We start from the raw sequence: 26,264 nt of genomic DNA on the forward strand, positions 1-26,264 counted from the left end.
CGGGGCCGAAACCCGGAAACCCGCAAAGCCGGAAGCCGGTCTGCAAGTCCGGAAGCCTGGGAAGTCCGGAAGCCGGAAAGTCAGGATTGTCAGACCCTTCCCTCACAATGGGAATCCGGCTTTCCCCGCACCACACCACCGGAAGGGCGGTGACCCATGACCGTATGGGACGACCTGGTCGGACAGGACCGAGTGCAGGAGCAGCTCGGTGCCGCCGCCCAGGACGCCGATGCGCTGGTCACCGCCATTTTCGCGGGCGAGCCGGTCCCTCCGGGGTCGAGGATGACCCACGCCTGGCTGTTCACCGGGCCGCCGGGATCGGGACGGTCCACCGCCGCCCGCGCCTTTGCCGCCGCGCTCCAGTGCACCAGCCCGGACCGGGCGCTGGGCGGGGCACCCGGCTGCGGGTTCTGCGACGGCTGTCACACCGCGCTGATCGGTACGCACGCCGACGTGGACGTGATCCGCACGGATCTGCTCTCCATCGGTGTGAAGGAGACCCGTGAGCTGGTCCGTCGCGCCCAGTTGTCCCCGGCCGTCGGCCGCTGGCAGGTCATCGTCCTGGAGGACGCCGACCGCCTCACCGAAGGCGCCGGCAACGTCCTGCTGAAGGCGGTGGAGGAGCCGGCCCCCCGCACGGTGTGGCTGCTCTGCGCACCCTCGCTCGAAGACGTGCTGCCCACGATCCGATCCCGCTGCCGCCATCTCACGCTGCGCACGCCGTCGGTCGAGGCCGTCGCCGATGTGCTGATCCGGCGTGACGGAATCGACCCCGAGCGGGCCGCTGCGGCCGCCCGTGCCACTCAGGGTCACATCGGCCGGGCCCGCCGCCTCGCGACGGACGAGCGGGCCCGCGCCCGTCGCGCCGCCGTGCTCAAGCTTCCCCTCCGCGTCCATGACGTCGGCGGCTGCCTCAAGGCGGCGCAGGAGCTGATCGACACGGCCACCGACGATGCCAAGCAGGTGGCCGAGGAGGTCGACGTCAAGGAGACCGAGGACATGAAGGCTGCGCTCGGCGGCGTCGCCGGGGGCCGGATGCCCCGTGGCACGGCGGGGGTGATGAAGGAGCTGGAGGACAAGCAGAAGCGCCGCAAGACGCGTACACAGCGCGACAGCCTCGATCTCGCGCTCACCGACCTCACCGGGTTCTACCGGGATGTCCTGGCGCTCCAGCTGGGTTCGCAGATCGCCCTCGCCAACACCGATGTTCGGGACGCCCTCGACCGGATCGCCGAGTCCTCGGGCCCCGAGCGCACCCTGCGCCGGATAGAGGCCGTGATCGCCTGCCGCCGGGCCCTGGACCGCAACGTGGCACCTCTGCTCGCTGTGGAGGCGATGACGATGGCGCTGCGGGCGGGCTGAAACCCACAGGTAGCCGGAGGGTGCGCGAATTCATCCGTATGAGTAGGGAATCGGTTGAGTCGTCACCCGGCGGCTACGCTCCGGGGATGGACACCAGGCGCCTGCTCCGCATCTTCGCCACCGCGCTCGGCACTGCCGGCCTCCTCGTCTCCGGCTGCAGCAGCGGCAGTTCGATGCCCAGCGCGTCGGCCACCGGCTCGCCTGCTCCCGAGGACCTCGAGCCCTACTACGGGCAGAAGCTGCGCTGGCAGGACTGCGGTGTGGAGGGCTTCCAATGCACCACGATGAAGGCGCCGCTGGACTACGGGAAGCCCGATGGCGGAGACATCAAGCTGGCCGTCTCCCGGAAGAAGGCCACCGGTCCCGGCAAACGAATCGGCTCGCTCCTGGTGAACCCGGGCGGCCCCGGCGGCTCCGCCATCGACTACCAACAGGGGTACGCGGCCATCGGCTACCCCGCCCCGGTCCGTGCCCGGTACGACATCGTTGCGATCGACCCGCGCGGGGTGGCCCGCAGCGAACCGATCGAGTGCCTGACGGGTAAGGAGATGGACGCGTATACGCAGGTGGACCAGACTCCTGACGACGCCGCCGAGATCACGAAGCTGAACAAGGCCTTCGACAGGTTCGCGAACGGCTGTGAGAAGAACTCCAGCAAGGTCCTCCCGCATGTCTCCACCGTCGAGACGGCGCGCGACATGGACATCCTGCGCTCCCTGCTCGGCGACGAGAAGCTGCACTATGTGGGCGCCTCGTACGGAACGTTCCTGGGCGCGACGTACGCAGACCTGTACCCCGGCCGGGTGGGCCGTCTCGTTCTCGACGGGGCGATGGATCCCTCGCTCCGCGCGATCGACATCAACCGCGACCAGACCGCCGGCTTCGAGGCTGCGTTCCAGTCGTTCGCCGCCGACTGCCTGAAGCAGCCGGACTGCCCGCTCGGCACCACGTCCACCGCGGATGCGGCGACCGCCCTGAAGAAGCTCTTCGCCGACCTCGACGCGAAGCCCGTGCCGACCGGCGATACCCGGCTGCTGGGCGAGTCCCTGGCGACCACCGGTGTGATCGCCGCGATGTACGACGAGTCGGCCTGGCCGCAGCTCCGCGAGGCCCTCGCCGCGGCCCAGCAGGGTGACGGCTCCGGCCTCCTCGCCCTGGCCGACAGCTACTACGAGCGCGATCCGAGCGGTACGTACGCGAATCTGATGTTCGCCAACGCCGCCGTGAACTGCCTCGACCTGGCCCCCGCCTTCTCCGGCCCCGGCGCCGTCGAGGAGGCCGTCCCCGCCTTCGAGAAGGCTTCCCCGGTCTTCGGCAGGGGTTTCGCATGGGGCGCCCTGAACTGCGGTTCCTGGCCGGTCGAAGCCACCGGTGGCCCCCATCGCACCGAGGCGAAGGGTGCCGCCCGGATCGTCGTGGTCGGCACCACGCGCGACCCCGCCACCCCCTACAAGTGGGCCGAGGCCCTCGCGGACCAGCTCTCCTCCGGAACCCTCCTGACCTACGAGGGTGACGGGCACACCGCGTACGGCCGGGGAAGCGACTGCATCGACACGGCGATCAACACCTACCTGCTGGACGGCACCCCGCCCAAGGACGGCAAGAAGTGCTCCTGACCTGCGGATAAGGCCACAGGGACAGGTGGTTCGGAGCACCCTTCGAAACTGTGTAGACTTGGCGTCGCTGCTGACCGCACCATGGTGTGACAGAGCGGTGCCGCCTTAGCTCAGTTGGCCAGAGCAACGCACTCGTAATGCGTAGGTCTCGGGTTCGAATCCCGAAGGCGGCTCTGTAGAAGCCTCAGGACTCACTCGCCGTGACCTGGGGCTTTTGCTTTTACTGGGGATGCGACGACGGTGCCGGGCGCGGGCCGCGCGAGTGTCGGCGGTCTCAGTTCTGGTCTCAGTGGGGCCTGGATCCGGCTTCGATTTTGCGGGATCGAAGAACTCGCCCAGGCGACGCATGGCGTCCTTCGACAGGTGCGACCGCCCCTTCACGTACCGCCGGGTCTGACTGATCCGGGTGTGCCGAAGGATCTCCATGATCGTGGGTATGTCCACACCCAGCTCGTTCTGGATCGTGCCGGCGGTGTGGCGACTGCCGTCGTACAGGCGGCGGTCAGTGCGCTGACTGAGCTGCTCCGGGGCCGCCTTGTCCAGCACGTCCTAAAAATGGCCGCCAGGTCTTCTCGTGTCAGCCCTTCGGCTACGTCAGGCGACGGATCGTCAGCACTATGTCTCTGGGAGGACGTTGCAGGCTGCCTGAACGCAGCCAGCTCTGCGTCAGCCGATTGCTCGCCCCGCCGTTCGGCTCGTCCGGTCCATGTGCGTCAGAGCCCCTGCCCCCATCAGGACTCCCGCCCGTGCCCCTTTGCTCCTGAGTCATGTTCTGTGCCGTAGGGGACACAACCTTGATGCCCAGGTATGCGGTTCGCATCGTGGCCACGGCCGTGAAAGCACCTGTGACCAGCGCGATCGCCCCTGGCGAGTCGATGCCGCCGAGCCTGCCGACACCCCAGATGACGACGGTGGATGCGGCGCTGGTGGAGCTGGAGAAGGCGGCCGGAGGTGCGGACAAACGTCCTGTAACCGATGAAGGACGCGCTGAGGGCGCGGGCGACGGTGGGCGAGGTCTGCAACGCGCTGCGGGAGGTCTGGGGGACGTACGTCCCGACGGACGCGTTCTGAGAACCACCCTTTTTTCGCGGCGAGTTCACCGGGAGGCCATGTGAGAGATGTGGCGGCTGTCACACAGTGGTGACACGGAGCGGACGCCTCCGTTGAAGGGGATCGTTACCTTCGGAACAAGCAGCCCGCCACACCTCTCGGCCCCACCCGACCGAGGAAGCGGCATGCGACTCTCCCTTCTCTCCCGCAGGCCCACGAGGCCGCTTTCTTCACGGAGTCGTCCATGTCTCTCACCACCTCGCGCCGTCGCCTCGCCCTTCGCGCCGCCGTAGCCACCGCAGCACTCGCCGGAGCGGTCCTGGCTCCCGCGGCCACGGCGTTCGCCGACACCACCCCGAAGGCCGATTCGGCTGCAACCACCGCCGAGGGCAGCCTCATACGCACCGACCAGCTCAAGGGTGGACTCACCGCCAAGGTCTACCGGCACGGGGACACGGACCTCTACTACACGGCGGTCGTCCTCAAGGGCGACCAGCAGCTGGGCACCCTCACCGCGGGTGCGGGCCACGCCGCCCAGGAGAGCCGGATCTTCGAAGGCATCCAGGTCACCCTCACCGGCGCGGGTGCCGTCACCTCGGTCAGCGACCAGGGCAGCGACGGCCAGGGGCCGGAGACGCCGGCAGGTGTCCTGGTCCACAAGGACGTACTCGAGGGCGGGCTGAGCGCCGATGTCTACCGGCACGGCGAGAAGAACGACGTCTTCTACTCGGCGACCGTCCTCTCCGGCAAGAAGGTCCTCGGCAGCCTCGCGGCCGGCCACGGATTCAAGAAGGAGGAGACCAAGCTCTTCGGGGACATCTCCGTGACCCTGTTCTGGAACGGCCAGATCGTCTCGCAGGAGACCCACGGCAGCGGCGACCAGGACTGGGGGCCCTGCGTGGCCATCATCGAGAAGGACTTCGGAGCGGATCTCCACGCCCGTCTGTTCATCACTCCTTCCGGGCCGTCCGTCTACTTCGGCCGCTTCGGCAAGGTCGTCCAGACGCTGGACCGCACGAACCCCAAGCTTCCCGTGCGTGCAGGAATCATCGGGGAGATCCTCAACCCGGAAAGCCACACACCGCAGCTGCGCACCACCGGGGGCGGGCACCCGACGACCGTCACGGACTTCCCGAAGCTCCCCAAGGGATGCAGCTTCACCTACGGGAACACCCCGGACAGCGGCAGCAACGACAACGACACGCAGACCACGGTGGTCCCGAAGGGGAGCGTTGCTGCCGGTGCCGAGTTCGAGCAGGGCAACGACCGGATGCTGGTGACCGCGGGGGGCGCCGCCGCGGCGCTCAGTGCCGCGGGCATCGGCTTCGTCGCCCTGCGCCGCCGCTCGGCCGCCGCCGGCCGCTGAGTCCGGCCGGCCCCTGGGGCCGGACGACCGCTCAGCCGCCCACGTCACCCGGACGGGCCACCGCTTCACGCGGCGGCCCGTCCGGCTCGTCCTGCCGGGAGCATGCTCATGCACACACACCACCGTCGCCGCTCCACCCGATCCACCGGTCACCGCCTCACGGCTGCCGTACTCGCGGTCCTCGCACTCGGTGCGCTGACCGGCTGCGGTGCCGAAGACGGCGCCCACGCGGACACCCCGCCCGCACACATATCCACCCCCGCCCCGCCCTCGCCCGCTTCCCCTCCCCTCGAGGCGACCGGTCCCGCGGAGCCGATGGCCGCCGCCGAGCCCGTCAGGGTCCGTGTCCCGTCGGCGGACGTCGACACCGGTCCCGTGCTGAAGCTCGGGCTGGCCGCGGACGGCACCGTCGAGGTCCCGTCCGTCGAGCAGGCGGACCGGATCGGCTGGTACACCAAGGGCGTGACGCCCGGCGAGCTCGGCCCCGCCGTCCTCATCGGCCACTTCGACACCGCCAGGGGACCGGCGGTACTGAAGAACATCTCGAGGATCAAGGCCGGCGACCGCATCACCGTGTCGCGCGCGGACGGCTCCGACGCGGTCTTCGCGGTCCGGGCAATGGAACAGGTCGACAAGGACAGCTTCCCGACCGACAAGGTCTACGGAGAGACGACCCGCCCCGAACTACGCCTGATCACCTGCGGCGGAGAACTGGAGAACGGCCACCGGCCCGACAACATCATCGTGTACGCCGATCTCGTCCGGTAGGCGGTAGGCGGTAGGCGGTAGGCGACCGGCGGGCCGGCGGCCGGTCCGGTGTCTCTAGGGCGACCCCGGATTCTCGTGGTTGGAGGGGCGGGCATCCACATCTGCGCGGCTCCGAGCGCGTCGACCGGGCTGAGCCCGTTGATGGCCAGGCAGTGGTGGCATACGGCGACCATCAGCACTGAGGCCGAGTCCCGGGTGGCCCACCGTGATCCCGCTGCATCCCGCCCACCTTCGCTACGAAAGCGGTCGTCGGTGCAGGAAGTCCGCTTCTTCTGCACGGCCGCCGTGGTGGACGAGGACGCCCAAGTGAACGGCGATTTACCTCGGTTCGTCGATCGATGCCTGCAGGGTCGAAGTCAAGGAGCGGACCCGGCCGGGCCGAACGCCGGTGCGGGTACATTGCCGACGGCCCGTTTGAATTCCGGACAGTCGACGATCGGCTCGTGGTCGCAGACGGCCGCGTGCCGAAGGCTGTCGCGCAGTCGCGTGAGCCGTCCGAGCTGCTCGTCGAGGTCGCGGGCCTTCGCGGCCATGCGGACGCGCAGTGACTCGTCGGACGGCTGCGCCACCAGGAACCGGCCGATCTCGGCGACCGAGAATCCGGCGCTGCGCGCGCACATGATCAGTGCCAGGCGCTCCAGCACGTCCGGATGGTACGTACGGCGCAGGCCGTTGCGGCCCGCTGCAGCGATAAGGCCCTTCTTCTCGTAGAACCTCAGAGCCGAGGGCGCCAGCCCAGAGCTCTGTGCGACCTCGGCGATGTCCAGCAACGATGCGTCCACCACGCCTCCTTGACTTGAATCGCGGTTCAAGTTGCAGCCTGGTTGCCATGAAGATTCATCACTTGAACTGCGGATCGGTTCGGACGATCGAGGCCACCTACGACGGCCCGCAGCCCGCACCCGCGGTGAACCACTGTCTGCTGATGGAGACCGACGCCGACGGCCTGGTCCTCGTTGAGACCGGACTGGGCCTCGGCGACATCCGGGACCCGGCCGGGACGCTCGGCACCGACTGGGTTGACATGGCGCAACCGGCGCTCGACGAGGAAGAGACAGCCATCCGGCAGATTGCCCGGCTGGGGTACGCGCCGTCCGACGTGCGCCACATCATCGTCACCCACCTGGACGTGGACCACAGTGGCGGCCTCCCCGACTTCCCCGACGCCCACGTCCACGTACTCGCATCCGAACTCGAAGCGGCGCTCTCCGAGGCGCCCAACTTCCGTTATCGGAACGCTCACTGGGCACACGAGCCTCACTGGATCACCTACGATCCCGAGCCCGGTGAGCAGTGGTTCGGATTCACCGCACTGCAGCCGAAGGGGCTGCCGCCGGAGATCAGACTGGTCCCGCTCGGCGGTCACACCGCCGGCCACACCGGGGTCGCCGTTCAGAACGGCGACCGATGGCTCCTCCACTGCGGCGACGCCTACTACTACCACCGTGAGATAGGGCATCCTGTGGAAACCCACCCGCTGCTGGACATCGTTCAGACGCAGTCACAGGTGCATCGCGACCTGCGGCTCGGAACTCGGGCCCGGCTGCGCGAGCTGGTCCGCGACCACGGTGACCAGGTCGAGGTCTTCTCCGCACACGATCCGTGGGAGCTCGCCCGCTACCGGGACGGCACGGATACCGGCAGCCGTCCGTAACGGCTGTCGGTGTCCGGAACGGCGGCAGCCGTCTAGAACGGCGTCAACGTCAGCCGGGCACCCGTGGGTGCGGTGTCCTGGATGTACGAGGCGAAGTCGGCCACGTCGTCGAAGGCGAAGCCGTACGCCTTGCCGTCCAGGGTCGCCGCGTGGACGGCTTCCGAGTAGTGGTTGGTCAGTGGCGAGGACCGGTAGAAAGCGGCCGGGTCCGTGGTGGGCTGGGCCGGGTTGCTGACCAGCGTGGAGCGGTTGAAGCCCGCGCCCAGGACGGCGGCGACGGGGCCGGTGGTGCCGTCGTTGGGGGCGGCCAATCCGCCGTCGCAGAAGAGCACGTCGCGGGTGGTCGGCCTGCTGAACGACACCGATGCCGGGCCGTCGAACACGAACCGGTCGCCGCGGACCCGGCCGGTGAACGCGCCCGCGTCGGTGGTGACGGTGAGGTCCTTGCCCGTGTAGGTGCTCCACACCTCGTCGATGTACGGGGCGAAGTAGTCCTTGGCGAAGATCCCCGCGTCCAGGCCGTGTCCGGGAGCGATGATGCGCCGGTCGGCCACCACCAGGGGCGCGAACTCGGGGATCGCGCTGACAGCCGCGAAGGCCTGCGCGCGTCCGCCGGCACGCAGGGTGCCGGTGGTCCGGTCCTTGGCGCCGGTCAGACCGATGCTCAGGGGGACGCTGAACATGTCGACCATGGTGGTGTTGCAGAACATCCCGGAGGAGTTGTACGTGAACTCCGCGCAGTCGTGCAGCACGGAGTAGTTGGGGTCGGACGTCACCCAGCCCGCGGGGTACTGGAGGGCGGCGTTGCCGTTGCCGTCCGCCACGGCCTTGAACTTCAGCCGGTCGCCCAGGGCGACGTAGATGCGGCCGGACATGTACGGCAGCGACAGCTTCGTCTCACCGCTGCCGGACAGGGCGATGGCGTAGTCGGTGAAGCCGTCCGCGCCGTTGTCCGAGAGGGATATCGGGGCCAGGGTGCCCTCGGGCGTGACCCGGACCTGCTTACCGTCCTGGTTGCCCACGATGTAGACGAACACCGAGGAGTTGGAGAACGAACCGGAGTTGTTGACGATCGTCAGCGGGAGGGCGCCGGCGGCCTTCGCGCCGCCGTCGTCCGAGTCGACCGTGGCGAGGGCGTGCGGGGCGATCACGGCGACGGCGGGGGCGGCCACGGCCGCTCCGGCCATAGCGGTGAGCACCTTGCGGCGGGAGACGTTGCGCTGGTGGCGGGGGGTCATATGAGGGTTCTTCCTTCGTGCGGGTACGTGCGTGGGGGGCCGGAGTCCGACCCGCCCGTGTGGGGTCCGGACTCCGACGGGTACGGATGCCCGGCCTCCGACGGGTACGTGGGGGGCCGGGACTCCGAAGATCAGCCGACGGTCCACTTCTGGTTCGCCGCGCCGGTGCACGTCCAGATCTGGAGCCGGGTGCCGTCGGCCGAGGAACCGCCCGTGGCGTCGAGGCACTTGTTCGCTCCGGTGTTGGTCAGGTCACCGGCCTGGGTGTGGACCCATTTCTGTGCCCCGGTGCCGTTGCAGGTGTAGAGCTGGACGACGGCACCGTCCGCGGTGGAACCACCTTGCACATCCAGGCACTTGCCCAGAGCGCGCACGCTGCCGTCGTCGGCCAGGGTCCACTTCTGGGCGTCGACTCCGTTGCAGCCGTGCAGCTGGATCGGGGTGCCGTCGGCGTTCGAGGCGCCGGCGACATCGACGCACATGCCGCCGATGCCCTTGATCGGGCCGGTCCTGCCGGTGCCGCCGCCGGAACCGTCGGAGGTGGAGACCCGTACGTAGTCGACGGTCATGGTCTGCGGGAACGCGGTGGAACCGTCCGGGTTGCCGGGCCAGTTACCGCCGGCGGCCAGATTCAGGATGATGAAGAAGGGGTGGTCGAAGACCCACTTGTTGCCGTTCACATCGGCGGGAGTGCGCGTCTGGTAGGTCTGACCGTCCACCGACCAGACAAGGGCGTTCGGGCTCCAGTCGACCGCGAAGGTGTGGAAGTCGTCGGCGAAGGCCTTGCCGCCCGGCAGGCTGTACGAGGCGCCGATGCCGGCACCGCCGGAGTAGCCGGGACCGTGGATGGTGCCGTGGACGGTGTTGGGCTCGTAGCCGACGTTCTCCATGATGTCGATCTCGCCGCTGTTCGGCCATCCCGCGCTGCCGAGGTCGTCGCCGAGCATCCAGAAGGCCGGCCAGATGCCCTGGCCGCGCGGAATCTTGATCCGGGCCTCGTAGCGGCCGTACGCCTGGGTGAAGGTCCTCGCGGTGTTCAGCCGGGCGGAGGTGTACTGACAGGTCCCGTACCAGCACTGGAGCCCGGAGTCGGTGTTCTTGCGAGCAGTGATCACCAGGTTCCCGTTGCCGTCCAGCGACGCGTTCTGGGTGCTGTTCGTGTAGTACTGCAGCTCGTTGTTGCCGTTGCCCGAACCTCCTGTCTCCAGAGTCCACTTCGAGGAGTCCGGCGCGCTGCCTGCGGCGCCGTTGAACTCGTCGGCCCACGTCTGCGCGGCGGCGGAGGCGGCGTGGGCCCGGAGGGTGGCGGGCCCGGTCGTGCTGATCAGGAAGGCGGCGGCGAGCGCGGCGGAGAGCAGGAGAACCAGTCCGCCGAGTGACCATCTGTGTGCGCGGTGAGCGGCCATGGGCTACGTACCTTTTCTGTGGGGAAGAGCAGGACACGGAGTCGGCGGAGACGTGCGGAAGAGTGCGGGAGCGCATTCTGAGAGCGCTCTCATCCTGGGATGTCCGCCGCCGACGGAGCCTGATGGTACGCAGGCGACACGGTTCGGCCAACTGTGGTTTCAACGATGAAATCGCACTGAGCTGGGGTTACTTGAGCGAGTGCCGTGAGGCCCGCATCGCTTAAGGCGCCTTTAATTCGGGCTTAAGTCCGAAGACCCCGTCAGCCTCCTGCGGTGGGCTTCACCAACGTCGCACGCAAGGTCCGCGACCCGTCCCTGCCGTACGGGCACCGGGTGGTCTCGCTCCGCTCCTGCGTGCAGCTGTACCGGCCGATCGGCTTCGAGGCGACGGTGAGCTACCTCGCGCACCGGGCCGGCCCCTTCCGCGAGGACGAGGGTGCCCTGCTGCGCGCTCTGGGTGTGATCGAGGCCAGCAGGGCCGTATGGCAGGTGGAACTGCGGGCGTACGCGGCGGAGCGGGCAGAGGCGAAACGCCGCGGCCTTCGTACCCCGGGCCCCCGCGAGCGCAATCCGAACAGTCCGGAGTACTGGTACGGCGCGCGACGCGAGGCGGCGCTGCACGCCGTGGGCCACTGGCGCGTTCGGCTGCAGAGGGCGGGGCTCACCGACGAGCTGAGCCGCGCAGTGGATCTCTGTGCCGCCGACTGCCTGGAGGCGGAGGGCGCGCCGGGCGCGCGGGAGCGGGCGCGCCTGGCGGCCTGCGCCGATGCGCTGGAGCGACGCATGGAGCCGCCCGCGTACCGGGATGACGCGGCCACGTACTTTCATCACCGGGATCTGCTGCGCGTGGTGAGGCTGATACGTATGGCGGGCGCGAACTGACGACGGACGACCAGGGGGAGAACGGGCATGACCGACGACGCAGGAACGACCGACGACGCCGGAAGCCTGCCGGGGCCGCTCGTCGGTGCCGACTGGCTCGCGGGGCGGCTCGCGGCGGCAGGACTCGTGGTCCTCGACGCCTCGGTGGGTGCGTATCGCGAGGAGGGGTGGCGGATTCCCGGGGCGCGGAGGTTCGACATCGACGGGGCGATGTCCGACGACGCGGTGCCGCTGCCGCACACGATGCCCGGCGCCCGCCGCTTCACCGAGGTGATGCGCGCCCTGGGGGTCAACGGCACGGACACCGTCGTCGTTTATGACGCTGCCGGGATCTACTCCAGTGCCCGCGCCTGGTGGATGCTGCGCGCCATGGGCTTCGACCGGGTCGCGGTGCTCGACGGCGGTCTGCCCGCATGGACCGCGGCCGGGCTGCCGGTGGACAAGGCGGAGAAGGTGGAGAAGGCGGAGGGCCGTGCGTCCGGAGGCGCCGGGCGCCCCGGTGACTTCACCGCCCGCCCGCGCGACGGGATGCTGGTCGGCAGCGGTGCGGTGGTGGCCGCCCTGGCGGACCCGGCATCGGTTGTCCTCGACGCGCGCTCCCGGGAGCGGTTCTCCGGTACGGGGGCCGAGCCGAGGCCGGGACTTCGGCGGGGTCACATGCCGGGGGCGCTGAACCTTCCGTTCGGGGAGATCCAGCGCGACGGCCGAATGCTTGGTGCCCACGAACTGCGCGCCTCCTTCGGTGTGTTGGCCGGGGATCGTCAACGTCTGGTCGTCAGTTGCGGATCAGGTGTCACCGCCTGTGTCCTGGCACTGGGCGCCGAACTCGCCGGATACCGCGACGTGTCCGTGTACGACGGTTCGTGGAGCGAGTGGGGCCGGCCGTCGGAACTGCCGGTCGTGACAGGTACGTAGGGATGTTCCGCCGGTGGGGATGAGTGCCGTGGACCGCGCGGCCTGAGTACGTGCGCGCATGCTGCGGCGGGGCCGTCCCCCGCAGGGTGGAAGCACGCACTCCGCAGCGCTGAAAGGCAGCCGCGCATGTTCCCTGCACACCACGCCCCCGCCTCCGCGCCTCCCATGGCGCGCGCCCGCCCCGCCCGTACCCGACAGGTCGTCCTGGTCGCCCTGATCTGGTCCGTACCCCTCGCCGCCCTGGGCATCCTGGGTTTCCTGGTGCTGATGGTGGCGCTCTTGGGCGCGGCCTCCGGCGAGTCCCCCGCGTCGTTCCTGCTGGGTGCGGCCGGTGGGGCCGCCGCGGGCGCTGCCGTACTGACCGGCCTGTACCGCTCCCCTCCGCTGCGCCGCATGACGCCGATGAGCCGGCTCGCCCTGCTCGGTGTGGTGGTGTGGCCGTTCCCGGTGATCGCCCTGGCGTACCTGCTCAACGGCTGAGCCGGCACCGGTTCACTCGCGGGCGCCCGCCCGCTCGACCGGCCGGGTACGCAGCGCCGCGAGCGCGGGCAGTACGGCACAGACCGTCGCCAGTACGGCACTCGCGGCCGCCACCGTGCCCAGGCCCGCCCAGGGCACGATCACCGGGGAACTCACGGAGAGCAGCTCCAGCGCGACCTTGACGCCCAGCAGGTTCAGCCCGGCCGCCGTGCCGCCCAGGACGGCGCCCACCGCCACCACCATCAGAGCCTCGGCCGCGACCAGTGCGACGACCTGTGGCCCGGTGGCGCCGGCCAGACGGAGCACCGCCAGATCGCGCATCCGGTCGGAGGTCCTACGCCGAGGAGTTGCTCGACTCCGGCGACGGCAGGGGCGTGGGCTACCTGCTCAAGGAACGCATCGGGAACGTCGAGGAGTTCGTCGACGCCCTCCAGCGGGTCGCGGACGGTGGCACCGTCGTCGACCCGGAGGTGGTGCGGCAGTTGCTCAGGCACCGCCGCGACCCGCTGTCCAGGCTCACCGCGCGGGAGCAGGAGGTGCTGGCCCTGATGGCCGAAGGCCGGTCGAACGCCTCGGTCGCCGAGGCGCTGACCGTCAGCGAGGGCACGGTCAGCAAGCACTTCGGCTCGATCCTCACGAAGCTCGACCTCTCGCTGACCGACGCGACGAACCGCCGGGTGCTGGCCGTGCTGGCCTATCTCCGGGGCTGACGGCGTCGGTAGGGCGGCGACAGAAAGCGGGGGCGGTAGGGCGGCGACGGAAGCGGCGACCGTACGGCGGTATACGGCGGTGGCGTGACGGCGACGACCGTACGGCGGTGACCATGGCGGCGACGAGGCCCCCCGTCAGCCCGCGAGCGCCGCGACCAGCTCCGCCGCCTCGTCCAGCACCGCCGACTCCCGCGCAGTGAGCCGAGGATCCGCCGCGCGCCGGGCGGTGGCCCGGGCCAGGGCGCCGGAGGGGACGCCGCCGTCACCCGCGAGCCGGGCCAGCATCGTCGCGAGCATGCCCCGGACGCGCTCACCGGCGGTGAACGACGGGTCGAGCGAGACCTGGGCCAGGATCAGCGAGGACATCGCCCGGTCCAGGGCGGGCGGCCCCTCGCCGGCCGTGGACCAGTCGATCACCACGGCTCCCTGCGGAGTGAGCATCACGTTCTCCGGATGCAGATCCAGGTGGAGGATCCGGTCCTCGGGGTCCTGGGAGAGCCGGGGCGGGATCGCGTGCAGGTCCCGCAGGAGCCGTGCCAACAGCTCGCCCCCCTCGGCCTCGGTGAGCGTGCCCGCCAGCAGCGCCTCGGCCATGGTCGGGCCGGTCAGCCGCTGCATCACCAGGTCCGTGGGCAGTGGCGGGTCGGACGGCGGGCCGATGCGCGGGACCGGGAACCCGGAGGCCGAGAGATACGACATCACGGCCAGTTCTGCGGTGGCATCGGCGCCGTCACGGTAGCGGCGCAGGACCCAGGACTCGTCGAGTGCGTACACATCGGCGGTGCGTCCTGAGCCCAGCAGATGGCCTATGTGCATGGGGGAAACCTACCCGGGCCGCCGCGCGAGGGGGAGTCACCAGCGCATACGGACGTCCTCGGCCCAGCCGAGGAGCTGCGTCACGGCGATCTCGGTGCCGTCGTCGGTCCGGACCCGGCCGTTGTAATGGCCGAAGCACTGGTCGGTGCGGTTGGCGATCAGGCCGACGTCCGTGTGGGTGGACCGGTTGTGGAACGGGGTGAACATCAGATCCACCTGTCCGGACGACGTCGTACGGACGGTCCAGGGGGCGAGGGGATCGGAGGTGGACCAGCGCCAGTCCAGCTCCTCACCGATCTTGGTGAGCCGGCCGTTCACGCACAGGCCGTTCTCGGTGGAACCGGTTCCCACCGTCCAGCGGCCGCCGAACTGGAGGCCCACCGTATGCCCGTCCGTGCGGCCGGACGCCGCACCCCAGTTCCAGTCGACGGCACGTGGCCAGCGGCCCCGGCCGTGGTCCAGGACGGCCCAGGTGTCGCTGTCGGCCGCATCCTTCGCCCGGGAGGTGCCGAACTCCAGGATCTCCGAGCCGATACGGACCCGGCCGGCGGCGGGGAGTGCGGTGTGCTTCGAGGTGTACTGGAAGCGCTGTTCGCTCCATGGCACGACCACGGAGAGCGACTCGTGCCCCGTCGGCCGCGAGACGAGGATGTCGACCTCCAGCGGCAGCCGGTTGCCGGTCAGGCACCGGGCCCGCAGCCGGGTGCCGGCGTTCTCGTCGCGAATCTCGATCCGCACCTTGCCGCCGCTCGGCCGGGCGGGTCCGACGACCACGTCCTCGGAGCCCGGCGCCCCCGCGACGGTGTCCGGCAGATGGACGCCACGGCCGGCGGGGACGATCGAGGAGCACTCGAACTCGCGGCCCCCGGACCCGTACTCCAGGAAGTAGACCGCGTTCAGAGCCAGGAAGTCGAGGTCGCTCACGGTCAGCGCCACCAGATGGGTGGGCGTGGTCACGCACCAGTACTCCCACCGCTTGGTCCGGCCCCAGCCGCGCAGATTGGCGCGGTGCAGCGGCTGCCTGGACCAGCCGACCGCTGCCGGATTCAGCTTGCCGTCGGGCAGACAGAGGTCGACGGACTCGGTGATCTCGCGCTCGTGCGTCGCCATGGGCGGAGCCTATAGCGGGCGCGGGACCGTACTCCGGTACGGCTCGGGACGCGTCCGGGTACGGCTTCCGGCACGTCCGGGGGCAGCTCGGGGTGCGCTGGCGGGCACCCCATGACGCGAGGGGAGGGGCGGACGGGATGTCCTCGGCAGACGGGTGGCGCGGCTACGTTTCCGGCAGATCCACCCCGCAGGGCCCTGCACCCGAGGGCTCAACACCCCTTACCCCAAGGAGAGAACCAGAAGCGCACCCGCCGCAGCCGTGGCGGCGGGCTGTCCGGCAGGGCAGGCCGCTACTTGGCGTCGGAGTACCGCTCGACGACAGCCGTCGTGAACGGGAACCGCACCGGAGTCTCCCCGAACGCGATCCGGCCGGCCAGCTCCCCGGCCGCCCGGATCGCGTCCACCACTTCGGGGGCCTCGTCGGCCGGGCAGTGCACGATCACCTCGTCGTGCTGGAAGAACACCAGCTCGGCCCGCATGTGCCCGGCGGCGAGCGTCTGCCGCAGCGCCGCCAGGAGCAGCAGCGCCCAGTCCGCGGCGCTGCCCTGGACGACGAAATTGCGCGTGAAGCGGCCCCGCGCCCGGGTGTTCGACGACGCGTAACCCGGGACGAAGCCGTACTCCCCGGAGCTCTCCCCGGCCGGTGGGTCCTCGCTCTCCTGAGGGATGCCCGCCTCCCCGTCCTCGCCCGCCCCCGCCGCGGGCGGGCTCGTCCGGCCCAGCCACGTACGGACGAGACGGCCCTCCTCGCCCGCCTTCGCCGCGTCGTCGACATAGGCAACGGCGTGCGGGAACCGTCGCCGCAGCGCCGCCAGGTTCTTGAGGCCGTCGCCGGAGGTCTGTCCGTAGACGGCGCTCAGCAGTGCGAGCTTGGCGTGCTCGCGGTCGCCCTGGAACGCCCGGTCGGACAGGGCCTTGTAGAGGTCGCCGTCATGGCCGGCCACCTCCATCAGCCCCGGGTCGCGGGAGATCGCGGCCAGCACGCGCGGCTCCATCTGATCGGCGTCCGCCACGACCAGGCGCCAGCCCTCGTCGGCGACGACCGCCTGCCGTATCACCTTGGGGATCTGCAGGGCCCCGCCGCCGTTGGTCGTCCAGCGCCCGCTGACCGTGCCGCCCGGCTGGTACTCGGGGCGGAAGCGGCCCTCGCGGACCCAGTCCTGGAGCCAGCTCCAGCCGTGGGCCGTCCAGATGCGGTACAGCTTCTTGTAGTGGATCAGCGGCTCGACCGCCGGGTGGTCCAGCTCCTCCAGCTCCCAGCGCCGGGTCGACTTCACCTTGATCCCGGCCTGCGCGAAGGCCTTCACCACGTCGGCGGGCAGATCGGGACGCACCCGTCTGCCGAACGCGGCCGAGACCTCGTCGGCCAGCTCGGCCAGCCTGCGGGGCTCGCCGCCGCCCGCGTAGCGCTCGCCCAGCAGGCCGTGGAGCACCTCCCGGTGCACGTCGGCCCGCCAGGGGAGCCCTGATCTGTTCATCTCCGCGGCGACCAGCATGCCGGCCGACTCGGAGGCGGTGAGCAGCCGCATCCTGTCCGGGTGCTCCGCCGCATCGTGGCGACGCAGCTGCTCCGCGTACACCTGGAGCAGCGCCTCGAACGGCACGTCCGTGCCGGACTGCGGTTCGAAGAGGGAGGACTGGGAACCGGGCTCCGCGGAGCGGGCCGGCGGATCCGGCGGCACCGGGGCATTCCGCAGCCGGGCCCAGGCCGCGGCGGCGGAGCGCGGCTCCCCGAGCCGTCCCTCGTGGCCGAGCAGCAGCAGCTCGGCACACTCCATGTCGTAGCACCGCTCGACGCGCACGCCCGCCGCGAGCAGCCTGGGGTAGATCTCCGCGGTCGACCGCCAGACCCAGCGGAACACTTCGGGGCGGGAACGGACGGACTCGACGAGGTCGGGCTCGACGACGACCGGGCCGGCGGGCAGGCCGTCGCGCTCCAGCGGCACCAGGAGTGCGGCGCCCGCCTCCGCGGCGGCCAGAGCCCAACGTTCGGTCATGGTCCGAGTCTGGCACCCGGCACTGACATCGATGGGGGTGCAGCGGGCCCGGCTCGGCGGGCGGGAGCGCGCGGCAGCCGCGAGTATCGGTGAGGGACGCGCTGCGTGTCCCGGTGCGCGGAGGAGTGCGGAGGAGACAGGTGATGGAAGCGATCGTGTACGAGGAGTTCGGCGGCCCCGAGGTACTGCGCCTCACCCGGACCGACGATGTCCACGCAGGACCCGGACAGATCCGGGTGGCGGTCAGGGCCGCCGGGGTCAATCCGGTCGACTACAAGATCCGCAACGGCTGGATGGAGGCTGCTTTTCCCACCCCGCTGCCCGCCACACCCGGTAGCGAGTTCGCGGGAGTCGTCGACGAGACCGGTGAGGGTGTCACCGGGTTCGCGGTCGGGGACGAGGTTCTCGGGCGGAGCGCCACCGGCGCGTACGCCGCCTGCGCCCTGGCCGACGCGGACGCCGTCGCAGCCAAGCCGGAGGGGCTGGGCTGGGAGGAGGCCGCGGCCCTGCCCGTGGCGACCGCGACCGCCGCCCGGGTGCTGGATGAGCTCGCGCTGACCGAGGGCGACACCCTGCTGGTGCACGGAGCGGCCGGAGCGGTGGGTTCCGCCGGGGTCCAGCTGGCCGTGTCCCGCGGCGCCACGGTCATCGGGACGGCATCGCCCGCCAACCACGACTACCTGCGGGTGCTCGGCGCGATTCCGGTGGCGTACGGGGACGGGCTCGTGGGACGGGTCCGCGCGGTGGCGCCGCAGGGCGTGGACGCGGTGTTCGACGCCGCGGGCAAGGGCGCACTGGCGGACTCGGTCGAACTGCGCGGCGGTACGGCCGACCGGATCGTCACCATCGCCGACGCGGACGCGGCGGCATACGGCGTGGCCTTCTCGGCGGGCGGCGGGACACGTCCGGGCGAGGGTGAACGGCTCGCGGAGTACGCAGAGCTGGCCGCTGTCGGCGGTCTCCGGATTCCGGTGGCGCAGACGTTCGCGCTCCGTGATGCGGCAAGGGCCCAGGAGCTGAGCGAGGCGGGGCACGTACGCGGAAAGCTCGTGCTGCTTCCCGGGGCGCACTGAGAGCAGGGTGCCCCGGCGCCGCCCCGCCCGACCGGCCCCGCCTGCCCCGTCCCGCCTACCCTGACCTGATGGAATCGGTGATCGACCAGGCATGCGCGGCAGCCCTCTACTCGGACGGTGACGCCGGACTCGACGCCGGGGCCTCCCTTCTCGCCGCCGATCCGTCGGCCGACGACGCGCTGCACCGCCGCGGCGAGGACTTCGTCCGGCGTGCCTGGGCACGCGGCTGGCATCCCGCCGATGTCGTACGGATCGTCCGGCGCGAGCTGGACGAGGCCGGGGCAGGGCTTGTCGCCGCGCTGATCACCGCGGAGACGGAGCGCTACGGACAACTGCCGCCGCGCTGGGCGGACCAGCTCGCCGGGCTGCCCGCCCCGGCGCCGCGCAACCGGCCCGACCGCTTCACGTACGCCTCCGCGCTGCTGGAGCTGTACCGCCTCCTCCTGCGGCTCCCGGCGATCGAGCCGGTGGGCCCGCCGCCCGGCACTGCGGCCGACGACCTCCACCGGCCCCCCGCTCACGACGAACCGCGGATGCTCACCCGGATCCGTGCCCTGCTCGCCAAGGCGGAGGCGACCGGCTTCCCGGAGGAGGCGGAGGCACTCACCACCAAGGCCCAGGAGCTGATGGCCCGGCACAGCATCGACGAGGCCCTGCTCGCCGCCCGGACCCACAGCTCCGGTACTCCGGGAGCCTGCCGGATCGGGGTCGATGCCCCGTACGAGAGCGCGAAGGCGATCCTGCTCGACTCGCTCGCCTCCGCGAACCGTTGCCGGGCCGTGTGGAACAGCGATCTGGGCTTCACCACGGTCGTGGGCTTCGAGCCGGACCTGGAGGCCGTGGAGCTGCTCTTCACCTCGTTGCTGGTGCAGGGCACGGCCGCGATGACGAAGGCGGAAGCCGGGCAGAGGGCCGGCGGGCGCAAGCGGACCAAGACCTTCCGGCAGTCCTTCCTGATGGCGTACGCCCAGCGTCTGGGCAGCCGCCTCGCCGACGACACCGCACGCGTCACGGCGGCGGCCGACGCCGGCAGCCGAACGGGTGAGGACAGCGCCGTCCCCGGCGGTCTGCTGCCGGTGCTGGCGGCCCGGGACGTCGCGGTCACGGACACGGCGGAGCGGATGTTCCCGCGGACCACCACCGCCCGGGTGCGCGGAGTCACGGACGCCGAGGGCTGGAACCACGGCACGGCCGCGGCGGACCGGGCCAGGATGGGCGGCAGGGGGCCGGAAATCAGCCGGTAGCACGGAGAGAGCGGCATAAGTCGGGCTTGCGGGGGATTGAGGTTAGGCTCGGCCCATGAGCTGGCTCCGGGCGCTGAAGGAGACCGCCCGCTCGGGTCTGAGTATCGAGCGACAGCGTCTCGAACCGCTGGTCGCACTGCGTGGTGCCGCGGGCCTCGCCCTGGTCGTCGGGCTGTCCCTCGCCTTCTTCGGCCCGGTGATTGCGGCCAGTTCCGCCTTCGGGGCCTTCCAGGCGGCGATCGCCACCTTCGAGCGCAGCTGGCGCCCCCGGCCCGTGCTCGCCCTGATCTCCGGCAGCAGCCTGGCCGTGTCGACGTTCGTCGGCTACGTCAGCATCACCGAGCCCGTCGTGTTCCTGGTCCTGCTGGCGCTCTGGACGTTCGTCGCCGGGATGACCTGGGCAGTGGGCCCCACGGCCGGCATCCTCGCGGGATCCAACGTCGCGATCATGCTGGTCACGATCACTCTTCCCGGCTCCGTCGCCGAAGCCGCCGCACACGCCGCGATGATGGCGTTCGGGGGGCTGGTCCAGGCGGCCCTGATCGTGTTGTTCCCGGTACGCAGATGGGGCGCCCAGCGCGACGCGCTCGCCGACGCCCTCGCCGCCGAGGCCGACTACGCCCGCAGGCTGCGCCACGACCCGGTCGCCCCCTTCGACCCTGTACCGCTGATGACCGCCCGCAGCGCCGCCGCCATCACCCCCCGTGAGGCCCGCCGGCTCCCCGTCGAACTGCACGGCGCGCGAGGCGTCGCCGAGCGGCTGCGGCCGGTCCTCGCGTCCCTGGCGGACCCGGCACTGGGAGTGCCCGGTGACGGGCTGGAGCGGGTCTGGGTGCGAGAGCTGCTCGGTGCGGCCGGATCCGTACTGGACGCGGCGGCCCAGGCTGTCCGGCACGGGGAGCCGGTCCACCTCGCCGCCACCGACCTGGGGGTCCTGGGGACCCCCGACAACGAGGTGATCCTGGCCGGGCCTCCGCGCCGTGCCGCCGACCGGCTGAACACACTGCTCGCGGACGTCATCGAGATCGCCGAGGGCGCCGGCACCCGTGAGCCGGCCGGGCACGCCGCGGACACCCGGCGCCGCCCCAGCCTGCTGCGGCTCGTCCCGGTGGCGCTGACGGCGATGCGTCGCGAACTGCGCAGGGAGTCGCCGGTCCTGCGGCACGCCGTCAGGCTCTCGGCGGTCGCCACCCTCGGCTTCCTGCTGGGCGCCGCACTGCCCTTCGGGCACGGCTACTGGGCGCCGATGGCAGCAGTGATGGCGATGCGCCCGGACTTCTCGCAGACCTACTCCCGGTCCGTTGCCCGGTTCGGCGGCACCGTCGTCGGAGTGGCCCTCGCCACCGCCCTCGTGCAGGCGGTCGAGCCGGGCGTGACGCTCGCCGCCGTCCTCGCGGTGACCTGCGCGTGGCTGATGTACCTGCTGATGCGCAGCGGATACGCGGTCAGCCAGGCCTGCGTCTCCGCCTATGTCGTCTTCCTGCTCGGCATGGCGGGGGAGGACTGGTCGCAGACCGTCCTCGAACGGGTCGTCCTCACGCTCGCCGGAGGCATGCTCGCGATGGTCTCGTACGCCGTCTACCCGGCCTGGGAGACCCCGCGGCTGCGCAACCGGCTCGCCCGCTGGCTGGTCACGGACGCGCGGTACGCGGCGACCGTCCTCGACGGGTACGCCGATCCGGCGGCCCGGAGCGACGCCGATGTGCGGAACGCGCTGCTCGCCACCCGTGAGGCGCGCGTCGCCTGGCAGGAGGCGCTGGCGACCGCCCGGCACGAACCCGTACGCCACCGCGGCATCTCCCGCGTCGCCGCCGACGAGGCCCAGCACGCGCTTGCCCAGTTCGGCCGGGTCACGATGCTGCTGGAGGCCCACCTGCCGGCCGGCACGGCCACCCCGGTGCCTGGGGCGGCGGACCTGGCGGCCACGCTGCGGCGGGTCACCGAACAGGGCGCGAAGGCGGTGCGGGAGCGCCGCGTGCCGGACTGGGAACCGGTGCGCCAGGTACTCGCGGGCTGGGACAGGCCGGAAGGCCACCCGGAGGCGGTGCCGCCGCCCAACGCCTTCGTGCGCAGCGGAGCAGCCATGTTGCTCGACGCCCTGGAGGAGTTCGCGCAGAGCCTGGACAGTCCCAAGGGCAAGCGCAGGGTCTGAGAGCCGGCCCGGCAACGTCCGACCGGGCGATCGAAGGCCACCCGGCAGGCTCCGGGGCCGGCGGCGCGTCAGGGGGCGGGGACGTCCGGCAGCCCGGTCGGCAGCTTGCCTGTGTCGGTCTTCGTCAGGGTGTCCTTGGCTCCGGCGTCCCAGGAGACGACGAGCGTCCTGCCGTCGTTGGACTCGATGGATCCCATGGTGCGGTCGGTGTTCCCGTCGGTGCACGACAGGGCGAGCATCACCTTGCCCATGTCCTTCACATCGCCCTGGCAGACGTGCTGGTCGGCGACGAGCGCCACCTTGCCGGAGGCGACGGACAGGGCGACGGCCTTGCCGCCGGACAGACCCGCCCACGTGCCGTCCAGCGCCGCCGCGTCCGCTCCCGGCTCGCCGCTGTCCTCGGTGCCGGCGCCGGGTGTCGCGCTCTGCCCGGCATCGGAGTTCTTGGCCTTGCCGCTGTCGTCACCGCTGCCGCATGCGGTGAGCGTGAGAGCGGCGACGAGGCCTGCGGCGAAGACGACGCCGGACCGTACGAGCCTGTCCATGTGGAGTTCCCCCTTGTTGATTCGCGGTCAAAAGTCCGCGCCAAGCTACCAGGGGAGAACGGAACAACTTCCGGAAGAGGGAGCCAAATAGGCGTGCCGTTCGTCTCTCCCTCAGCGGGGGTGCCCAGTCGGCCGGGAAAGCTGTAATCGCGCGCATACCCCCCGTGCACGTGCATCTGCTCATGCATTGGCATATGAACACAGCTATGATCCGAGCTAGTTGACACTTGCACCTTGCAACTCGGGGAGCGTCCTGTGCACCACGTGTACAACGGCATGGCGGCCACAGAGCTTCGCGGAGTCGTCTGGCAGAAGAGCAGACACAGCAACTCCCAGGGGTCCTGTGTGGAGTTCGCGAAACTGCCCGGCGGGAATGTGGCGATGCGCAACTCGCGCCACCCGGACGGGCCCGCCCTCGTCTATACGCCGGCCGAGATAGAGGCACTGCTGCTGGGCGTCAAGGACGGGGAGTTCGACCATCTGGCGGCGGGAGCCTGAAAGCGTCCCGTCCGCCGCTCCGCCTACACGCTGTCAGGAAATACGTCGGCCGGCACCGCGCTGTCGAGGAGCGGGCGCTGCGGAGCCGTCCCGTCCGCCGGGGTCCTGTCCGACAGCCGGAACAGAGCCCAGACCACCTTGCCGTGGCGGGCTCCGCCGGCCTGCTGCTCGCCGGCCAGGACGGGGGCGGGATGCCAGCCCCAGCAGTCGCTGAACGACTCCACCAGGAACAGCCCGCGTCCCGACTCGGCCGAGTCCGCGGCCTCGCCCGCCACCGGGCTCCTGTCGCTGGGATCGCGCACCGCGCACACCAGCCGTGAGGTCCAGCGCATCAGATGCAGGCGCACGGGCGTGTCCGGGCGCTCGCGCGGGGGGTCGGCGGGAAGGGCATGCCGCAGTGCGTTGGTGACCAGCTCGGAGACGACCAGGGCGACATCGTCGAACCGGTCGCCGAGGTCCCACGAGGTCAGTGTCGTACGGGTGAACTTCCGCGCGCCGCCCACCGCTTCGAACCGGGCCGGCAGCGTGCAGGAGGCCGAACCCGCGACCGCCGAGGGGTCGATGGGTGGAAGCCCCTGCCGTAACGGCTCGAGCATCGTCGATCCATTCGTCCCCATGCGAGGCACTCCCGGGATTCGCGGCTGTAGCGGTACTGCTGCTTGTAGCGGTACTGCGGGGTACAGCGGCACAACACGAACGAGCACGCAGGTGCGCGAGGACCATGGTTCCGAATGCGCAGGGCAGATGCAAGGGCAGATGCACGTGCACGCGCCGGACCTGCCCGGTAGCGTGCCGGTTCTTACTCATTTCTTCCGGCATCAAGTTTCGGAGCTTTCCGGAACTCTTGCCATTTCCGTAATCGAATGAGTACGGGCTGAAGCGTTTTGGTGGCAGAATCCGCCTCCGGGGTTCGGGGGGACCCCGGAGTCCGGGAAGCGATGGGGAGGGTTGGACCAGTGCCGGCAGGCGAGTCGAGTGGATCTGTGGTGCGGCGCATCCTGCTGGGCTCACAGCTCAGGCGCCTGCGCGAGTCGCGCGGCATCACCCGTGAGGCGGCCGGCTACTCCATCCGCGCCTCCGAATCGAAGATCAGCCGCATGGAGTTGGGACGGGTGAGCTTCAAGGCCAGGGACGTCGAGGACCTGCTCACGCTCTACGGAGTCACGGACGAGGCGGAGCGGGACTCCCTTCTCGGCCTGGCCCGTGAGGCCAATGTGGCGGGCTGGTGGCACAGCTACGGCGATGTGCTGCCCGGCTGGTTCCAGACGTATATAGGTCTGGAGGGGGCGGCCTCGCTCATCCGGATCTACGAAGTCCAGTTCGTCCACGGTCTGTTGCAGACGGAGGCATACGCGCACGCGGTCGTCTCGCGTGGCATGCGCGGTGCCCCCGCGGCGGAGATCGACCGCCGGGTCGCGCTGCGGCTGGCGCGTCAGAAGGTACTCGTCTCCGAGCGCGCGCCCCGGTTCCACGCCGTGCTCGACGAGGCGGCGCTGCGCCGTCCGTACGGCGAACGCGAGGTGATGCGCGCCCAGTTGCGGCATCTGATCGATATGTCGGAACAGCCGAACATCACACTTCAGGTGATGCCCTTCAGCTTCGGCGGCCATGCGGGCGAGAGCGGCGCATTCACCATGCTGAGCTTTCCGGAATCCGACCTGTCGGACATTGTCTATCTGGAGCAGCTGACAAGTGCGCTCTATCTGGACAAGGCCGAGGAGGTCGCCCAGTACGAAAAGGCCATGGTCCGGCTCCACGAGGAGAGCCCGGGACCCGAAGAGAGCCGGGATCTCCTTCGCGGTCTCCTTCAACTGACGTGATTCGCCAGTACGATGACATACCGACAGGAGTCTGCGCCTGCAGTAAGGGATTGCATGTCCTTCTTCAGTGAACTGGCCCACCAGTACATCGATGGCGAGTGGCTGACCGGCAGCGGCTCGTGGGACATCATTGATTTCAATCCCTACAACGGCGAAAAGCTCGGTGCCATCACGGTGGCCACCGCGGCGGAGGTCGACCGGGCCTACCGGGCGGCCGAGCGCGCCCAGGCCGAGTGGGCGGCGGCCACGGCGTACGAGCGAAGGGCCGTGCTCGAAAACGCCGTACGCCTTGTGGGTGAGCGCCATGACGACATCGTCGAGGCGATCATCGACGAGCTCGGCGGCACGCGGTTCAAGGCCGAGTACGAGGTCCGTGCCGCCCAGGAGTTCCTGCGCGAGGCGGTCCGGCAGACGCTCCGTCCCGCGGGGCGGCTGCTGCCCTCGCTCGCCGACAGCAAGGAGAACCGGGTCTACCGGCTGCCTGTCGGTGTCATAGGTGTGATCAGCGCCTTCAACTTCCCCTTCCTGGTGACGATGAAGACGGTCGCCCCCGCTCTCGCGCTCGGCAACGCGGTGGTCGTGAAGCCCCACCAGAACGCCCCGGTCGTCGGCGGAGGGCTGGTCGCCAGGATCTTCGAGGACGCCGGGCTGCCCGCCGGGCTGCTCAACATCGTGATCACCGACAGTGCCGAGATCGGCGACGCGTTCATCGAGCACCCCGTACCCAAGGTGATCTCGTTCACCGGCTCGGACCGGGTCGGGCGGCATGTCGCGGCCACCGCCGCCGGACTCTTCAAGAAGACGATCCTCGAACTGAGCGGCAACAGCGCCCTGGTGGTGCTGGAGGACGCGGACATCGACTACGCGGTCCGGGCGGCCGTCTTCAGCCGCTTCCTGTACCAGGGGCAGGTCAGCATGGCCGCCAACCGCATTCTGGTCGACCGGTCCGTCGAGAAGGAGTTCACCGAGCGGTTCACCGCCGCGGTGGCCGCGCTCACGACGGGCGACCCGCGCGACCCGGCCACCCGCATCGGCCCGGTCATCAGCGAGTTCCAGGCGGACGCGCTCGCGGCACTGGTCGACGAGGCGCTCGCGGCAGGGGCCACCGCGCTCGTCCGGGGCCGCACCCGTGGCAATCTCGTCGAGCCCACTGTGCTGGCCGGCCTGCCGGACGACTCGCCGCTGCTCGAACAGGAAATATTCGGCCCGGTCGCACTGCTCGTGCCGTTCGACGGCGAGGACGAGGCCCTACGGATCGTCAACGACAGTCCCTACGGGCTGAGCGGCGCGGTGCACACGGCGGACGTGGAGCGCGGGGTGCGGTTCGCCCGGCGCATCGCGAGCGGGATGTTCCATGTCAACGACGCCACCGTTCAGGACGATCCGCTGGTCGCGTTCGGGGGCGAGAAGATGTCCGGCATGGGGCGGCTGAACGGTGAGGCGGCCGTGGAGGCCTTCACCACCCAGAGGTGGATCTCGATCCAGTACGGGCGAACGGTTTTTCCCTTCTGACAACCGCGGGTTGAGGGCAGAGGCAGACCTGATGGGTCCGTACGTTGACG

23 protein-coding genes, 1 tRNA gene and 3 pseudogenes are annotated in these 26,264 nt (G+C 70.6%); 17 read left to right on the top strand and 10 right to left on the bottom strand.

Going from position 1 to position 26,264, the window contains the following annotated elements; all coding sequences use genetic code 11:
* Window positions 1–156: 156 nt before the first annotated feature.
* The 3 genes from ACFWBQ_RS10770 to ACFWBQ_RS10780 all read left to right on the top strand — a co-directional run bounded on the left by ACFWBQ_RS10770 (window position 157) and on the right by ACFWBQ_RS10780 (window position 3,151).
* Window positions 157–1,362 carry a DNA polymerase III subunit delta' gene (locus ACFWBQ_RS10770; protein WP_385486340.1) on the top strand — a complete coding sequence of 402 codons (1,206 nt, stop codon included), beginning with the start codon at window positions 157–159 and terminating at the stop codon, window positions 1,360–1,362.
* An 86-nt stretch (window positions 1,363–1,448) separates the two neighbouring features.
* Window positions 1,449–2,978 carry an alpha/beta hydrolase gene (locus ACFWBQ_RS10775; protein ID WP_385486342.1) on the top strand — a complete coding sequence of 510 codons (1,530 nt, stop codon included), beginning with the start codon at window positions 1,449–1,451 and terminating at the stop codon, window positions 2,976–2,978.
* A 99-nt stretch (window positions 2,979–3,077) separates the two neighbouring features.
* Window positions 3,078–3,151, top strand: a tRNA-Thr gene (locus ACFWBQ_RS10780).
* Between the two features lie 55 nt (window positions 3,152–3,206).
* Here ACFWBQ_RS10780 and ACFWBQ_RS10785 read toward each other — a convergent pair.
* Window positions 3,207–3,482: pseudogene (locus tag ACFWBQ_RS10785) on the bottom strand (integrase); the annotation flags it as partial.
* A 404-nt stretch (window positions 3,483–3,886) separates the two neighbouring features.
* Here ACFWBQ_RS10785 and ACFWBQ_RS10790 point away from each other — a divergent pair.
* The 3 genes and pseudogenes from ACFWBQ_RS10790 to ACFWBQ_RS10800 all read left to right on the top strand — a co-directional run.
* Window positions 3,887–4,049 (top strand): annotated as a pseudogene (locus tag ACFWBQ_RS10790) (methylmalonyl-CoA mutase); the annotation flags it as partial.
* 223 nt (window positions 4,050–4,272) lie between these two features.
* Window positions 4,273–5,394, top strand: a complete 1,122-nt coding sequence (locus ACFWBQ_RS10795; RefSeq protein ID WP_385486344.1) for a hypothetical protein — start codon at window positions 4,273–4,275, stop codon at window positions 5,392–5,394.
* Between the two features lie 108 nt (window positions 5,395–5,502).
* Window positions 5,503–6,162, top strand: a complete 660-nt coding sequence (locus ACFWBQ_RS10800) for a class F sortase (protein ID WP_385486346.1) — start codon at window positions 5,503–5,505, stop codon at window positions 6,160–6,162.
* Window positions 6,163–6,518: 356 nt separating this feature from the next.
* On the opposite strand, the gene ACFWBQ_RS10805 is transcribed toward ACFWBQ_RS10800, so the two are convergent.
* Window positions 6,519–6,944, bottom strand: a complete 426-nt coding sequence (locus ACFWBQ_RS10805; protein WP_385486348.1) for a MerR family transcriptional regulator — start codon at window positions 6,942–6,944, stop codon at window positions 6,519–6,521.
* 47 nt (window positions 6,945–6,991) lie between these two features.
* On the opposite strand from ACFWBQ_RS10805, the gene ACFWBQ_RS10810 reads away from it, so the two are divergent.
* A complete protein-coding gene (locus ACFWBQ_RS10810) occupies window positions 6,992–7,816 on the top strand; it encodes an MBL fold metallo-hydrolase (RefSeq protein WP_385486350.1) in 825 nt (274 codons plus the stop codon).
* Window positions 7,817–7,848: 32 nt separating this feature from the next.
* Here ACFWBQ_RS10810 and ACFWBQ_RS10815 read toward each other — a convergent pair whose 3' ends face one another.
* Entirely contained in the window at window positions 7,849–9,054 is a 1,206-nt protein-coding gene (locus tag ACFWBQ_RS10815) for a beta-1,3-glucanase family protein (RefSeq protein WP_385486352.1), read from the bottom strand.
* Window positions 9,055–9,185: 131 nt separating this feature from the next.
* Window positions 9,186–10,460, bottom strand: coding sequence for a family 16 glycosylhydrolase (locus ACFWBQ_RS10820; RefSeq protein WP_385486354.1), 1,275 nt, complete (start codon window positions 10,458–10,460; stop codon window positions 9,186–9,188).
* A 273-nt stretch (window positions 10,461–10,733) separates the two neighbouring features.
* Here ACFWBQ_RS10820 and ACFWBQ_RS10825 point away from each other — a divergent pair, with 273 nt between their 5' ends.
* The 3 genes from ACFWBQ_RS10825 to ACFWBQ_RS10835 all read left to right on the top strand — a co-directional run bounded on the left by ACFWBQ_RS10825 (window position 10,734) and on the right by ACFWBQ_RS10835 (window position 12,737).
* Window positions 10,734–11,342: a hypothetical protein gene (locus tag ACFWBQ_RS10825; RefSeq protein ID WP_385486356.1), complete on the top strand. Its 609-nt coding sequence runs from the start codon at window positions 10,734–10,736 to the stop codon at window positions 11,340–11,342.
* 27 nt (window positions 11,343–11,369) lie between these two features.
* Entirely contained in the window at window positions 11,370–12,257 is an 888-nt protein-coding gene (locus ACFWBQ_RS10830) for a sulfurtransferase (RefSeq protein WP_385486358.1), read from the top strand.
* 126 nt (window positions 12,258–12,383) lie between these two features.
* Entirely contained in the window at window positions 12,384–12,737 is a 354-nt protein-coding gene (locus tag ACFWBQ_RS10835) for a hypothetical protein (RefSeq protein WP_385486360.1), read from the top strand.
* Window positions 12,738–12,749: 12 nt separating this feature from the next.
* On the opposite strand, the gene ACFWBQ_RS10840 is transcribed toward ACFWBQ_RS10835, so the two are convergent.
* Window positions 12,750–13,058 (bottom strand): FtsX-like permease family protein, encoded by a 309-nt coding sequence (locus ACFWBQ_RS10840; RefSeq protein WP_385486362.1) that lies wholly within the window; start codon window positions 13,056–13,058, stop codon window positions 12,750–12,752.
* A 5-nt stretch (window positions 13,059–13,063) separates the two neighbouring features.
* Between ACFWBQ_RS10840 and ACFWBQ_RS10845 the strand changes: the two are divergent.
* Window positions 13,064–13,447, top strand: a pseudogene (locus ACFWBQ_RS10845) (LuxR C-terminal-related transcriptional regulator); the annotation flags it as partial.
* A 135-nt stretch (window positions 13,448–13,582) separates the two neighbouring features.
* Here the strand turns inward: ACFWBQ_RS10845 and ACFWBQ_RS10850 are convergent.
* From ACFWBQ_RS10850 to ACFWBQ_RS10860, 3 genes are all read right to left on the bottom strand, one after another.
* Entirely contained in the window at window positions 13,583–14,263 is a 681-nt protein-coding gene (locus tag ACFWBQ_RS10850; protein ID WP_385486364.1) for a phosphotransferase, read from the bottom strand.
* Between the two features lie 36 nt (window positions 14,264–14,299).
* The gene (locus ACFWBQ_RS10855) at window positions 14,300–15,373 is read right to left on the bottom strand and encodes a DUF2804 domain-containing protein (RefSeq protein ID WP_385486366.1); all 1,074 of its coding nucleotides are present in this window, start codon (window positions 15,371–15,373) and stop codon (window positions 14,300–14,302) included.
* Between the two features lie 290 nt (window positions 15,374–15,663).
* Entirely contained in the window at window positions 15,664–17,370 is a 1,707-nt protein-coding gene (locus ACFWBQ_RS10860; protein ID WP_385486368.1) for a bifunctional 3'-5' exonuclease/DNA polymerase, read from the bottom strand.
* Window positions 17,371–17,513: 143 nt separating this feature from the next.
* Between ACFWBQ_RS10860 and ACFWBQ_RS10865 the strand changes: the two genes are divergently transcribed.
* From ACFWBQ_RS10865 to ACFWBQ_RS10875, 3 genes are all read left to right on the top strand, one after another.
* The gene (locus ACFWBQ_RS10865; protein WP_385486370.1) at window positions 17,514–18,443 is read left to right on the top strand and encodes an NADP-dependent oxidoreductase; all 930 of its coding nucleotides are present in this window, start codon (window positions 17,514–17,516) and stop codon (window positions 18,441–18,443) included.
* A gap of 68 nt (window positions 18,444–18,511) precedes the next feature.
* Window positions 18,512–19,687: a DUF2786 domain-containing protein gene (locus ACFWBQ_RS10870; protein ID WP_385486372.1), complete on the top strand. Its 1,176-nt coding sequence runs from the start codon at window positions 18,512–18,514 to the stop codon at window positions 19,685–19,687.
* Between the two features lie 55 nt (window positions 19,688–19,742).
* Window positions 19,743–21,839 (top strand): FUSC family protein, encoded by a 2,097-nt coding sequence (locus tag ACFWBQ_RS10875; protein WP_385486374.1) that lies wholly within the window; start codon window positions 19,743–19,745, stop codon window positions 21,837–21,839.
* A 68-nt stretch (window positions 21,840–21,907) separates the two neighbouring features.
* Here ACFWBQ_RS10875 and ACFWBQ_RS10880 read toward each other — a convergent pair whose 3' ends face one another.
* Window positions 21,908–22,384, bottom strand: coding sequence for a hypothetical protein (locus ACFWBQ_RS10880; protein ID WP_385486376.1), 477 nt, complete (start codon window positions 22,382–22,384; stop codon window positions 21,908–21,910).
* A gap of 255 nt (window positions 22,385–22,639) precedes the next feature.
* Between ACFWBQ_RS10880 and ACFWBQ_RS10885 the strand changes: the two genes are divergently transcribed.
* A complete protein-coding gene (locus ACFWBQ_RS10885) occupies window positions 22,640–22,882 on the top strand; it encodes a DUF397 domain-containing protein (RefSeq protein WP_099173559.1) in 243 nt (80 codons plus the stop codon).
* 23 nt (window positions 22,883–22,905) lie between these two features.
* Here ACFWBQ_RS10885 and ACFWBQ_RS10890 read toward each other — a convergent pair whose 3' ends face one another.
* Window positions 22,906–23,478, bottom strand: a complete 573-nt coding sequence (locus tag ACFWBQ_RS10890) for an ATP-binding protein (RefSeq protein ID WP_385486378.1) — start codon at window positions 23,476–23,478, stop codon at window positions 22,906–22,908.
* 342 nt (window positions 23,479–23,820) lie between these two features.
* On the opposite strand from ACFWBQ_RS10890, the gene ACFWBQ_RS10895 reads away from it, so the two are divergent.
* Together ACFWBQ_RS10895 and ACFWBQ_RS10900 are read left to right on the top strand one after the other, a co-directional pair.
* Window positions 23,821–24,702, top strand: coding sequence for a helix-turn-helix domain-containing protein (locus ACFWBQ_RS10895; RefSeq protein ID WP_385486380.1), 882 nt, complete (start codon window positions 23,821–23,823; stop codon window positions 24,700–24,702).
* A gap of 54 nt (window positions 24,703–24,756) precedes the next feature.
* Window positions 24,757–26,214: an aldehyde dehydrogenase family protein gene (locus ACFWBQ_RS10900; RefSeq protein WP_385486382.1), complete on the top strand. Its 1,458-nt coding sequence runs from the start codon at window positions 24,757–24,759 to the stop codon at window positions 26,212–26,214.
* Window positions 26,215–26,264 lie beyond the last annotated feature (50 nt).

This window comes from Streptomyces sp. NPDC060035 (genome assembly GCF_042736635.1).
Lineage (GTDB): Bacteria > Actinomycetota > Actinomycetes > Streptomycetales > Streptomycetaceae > Streptomyces.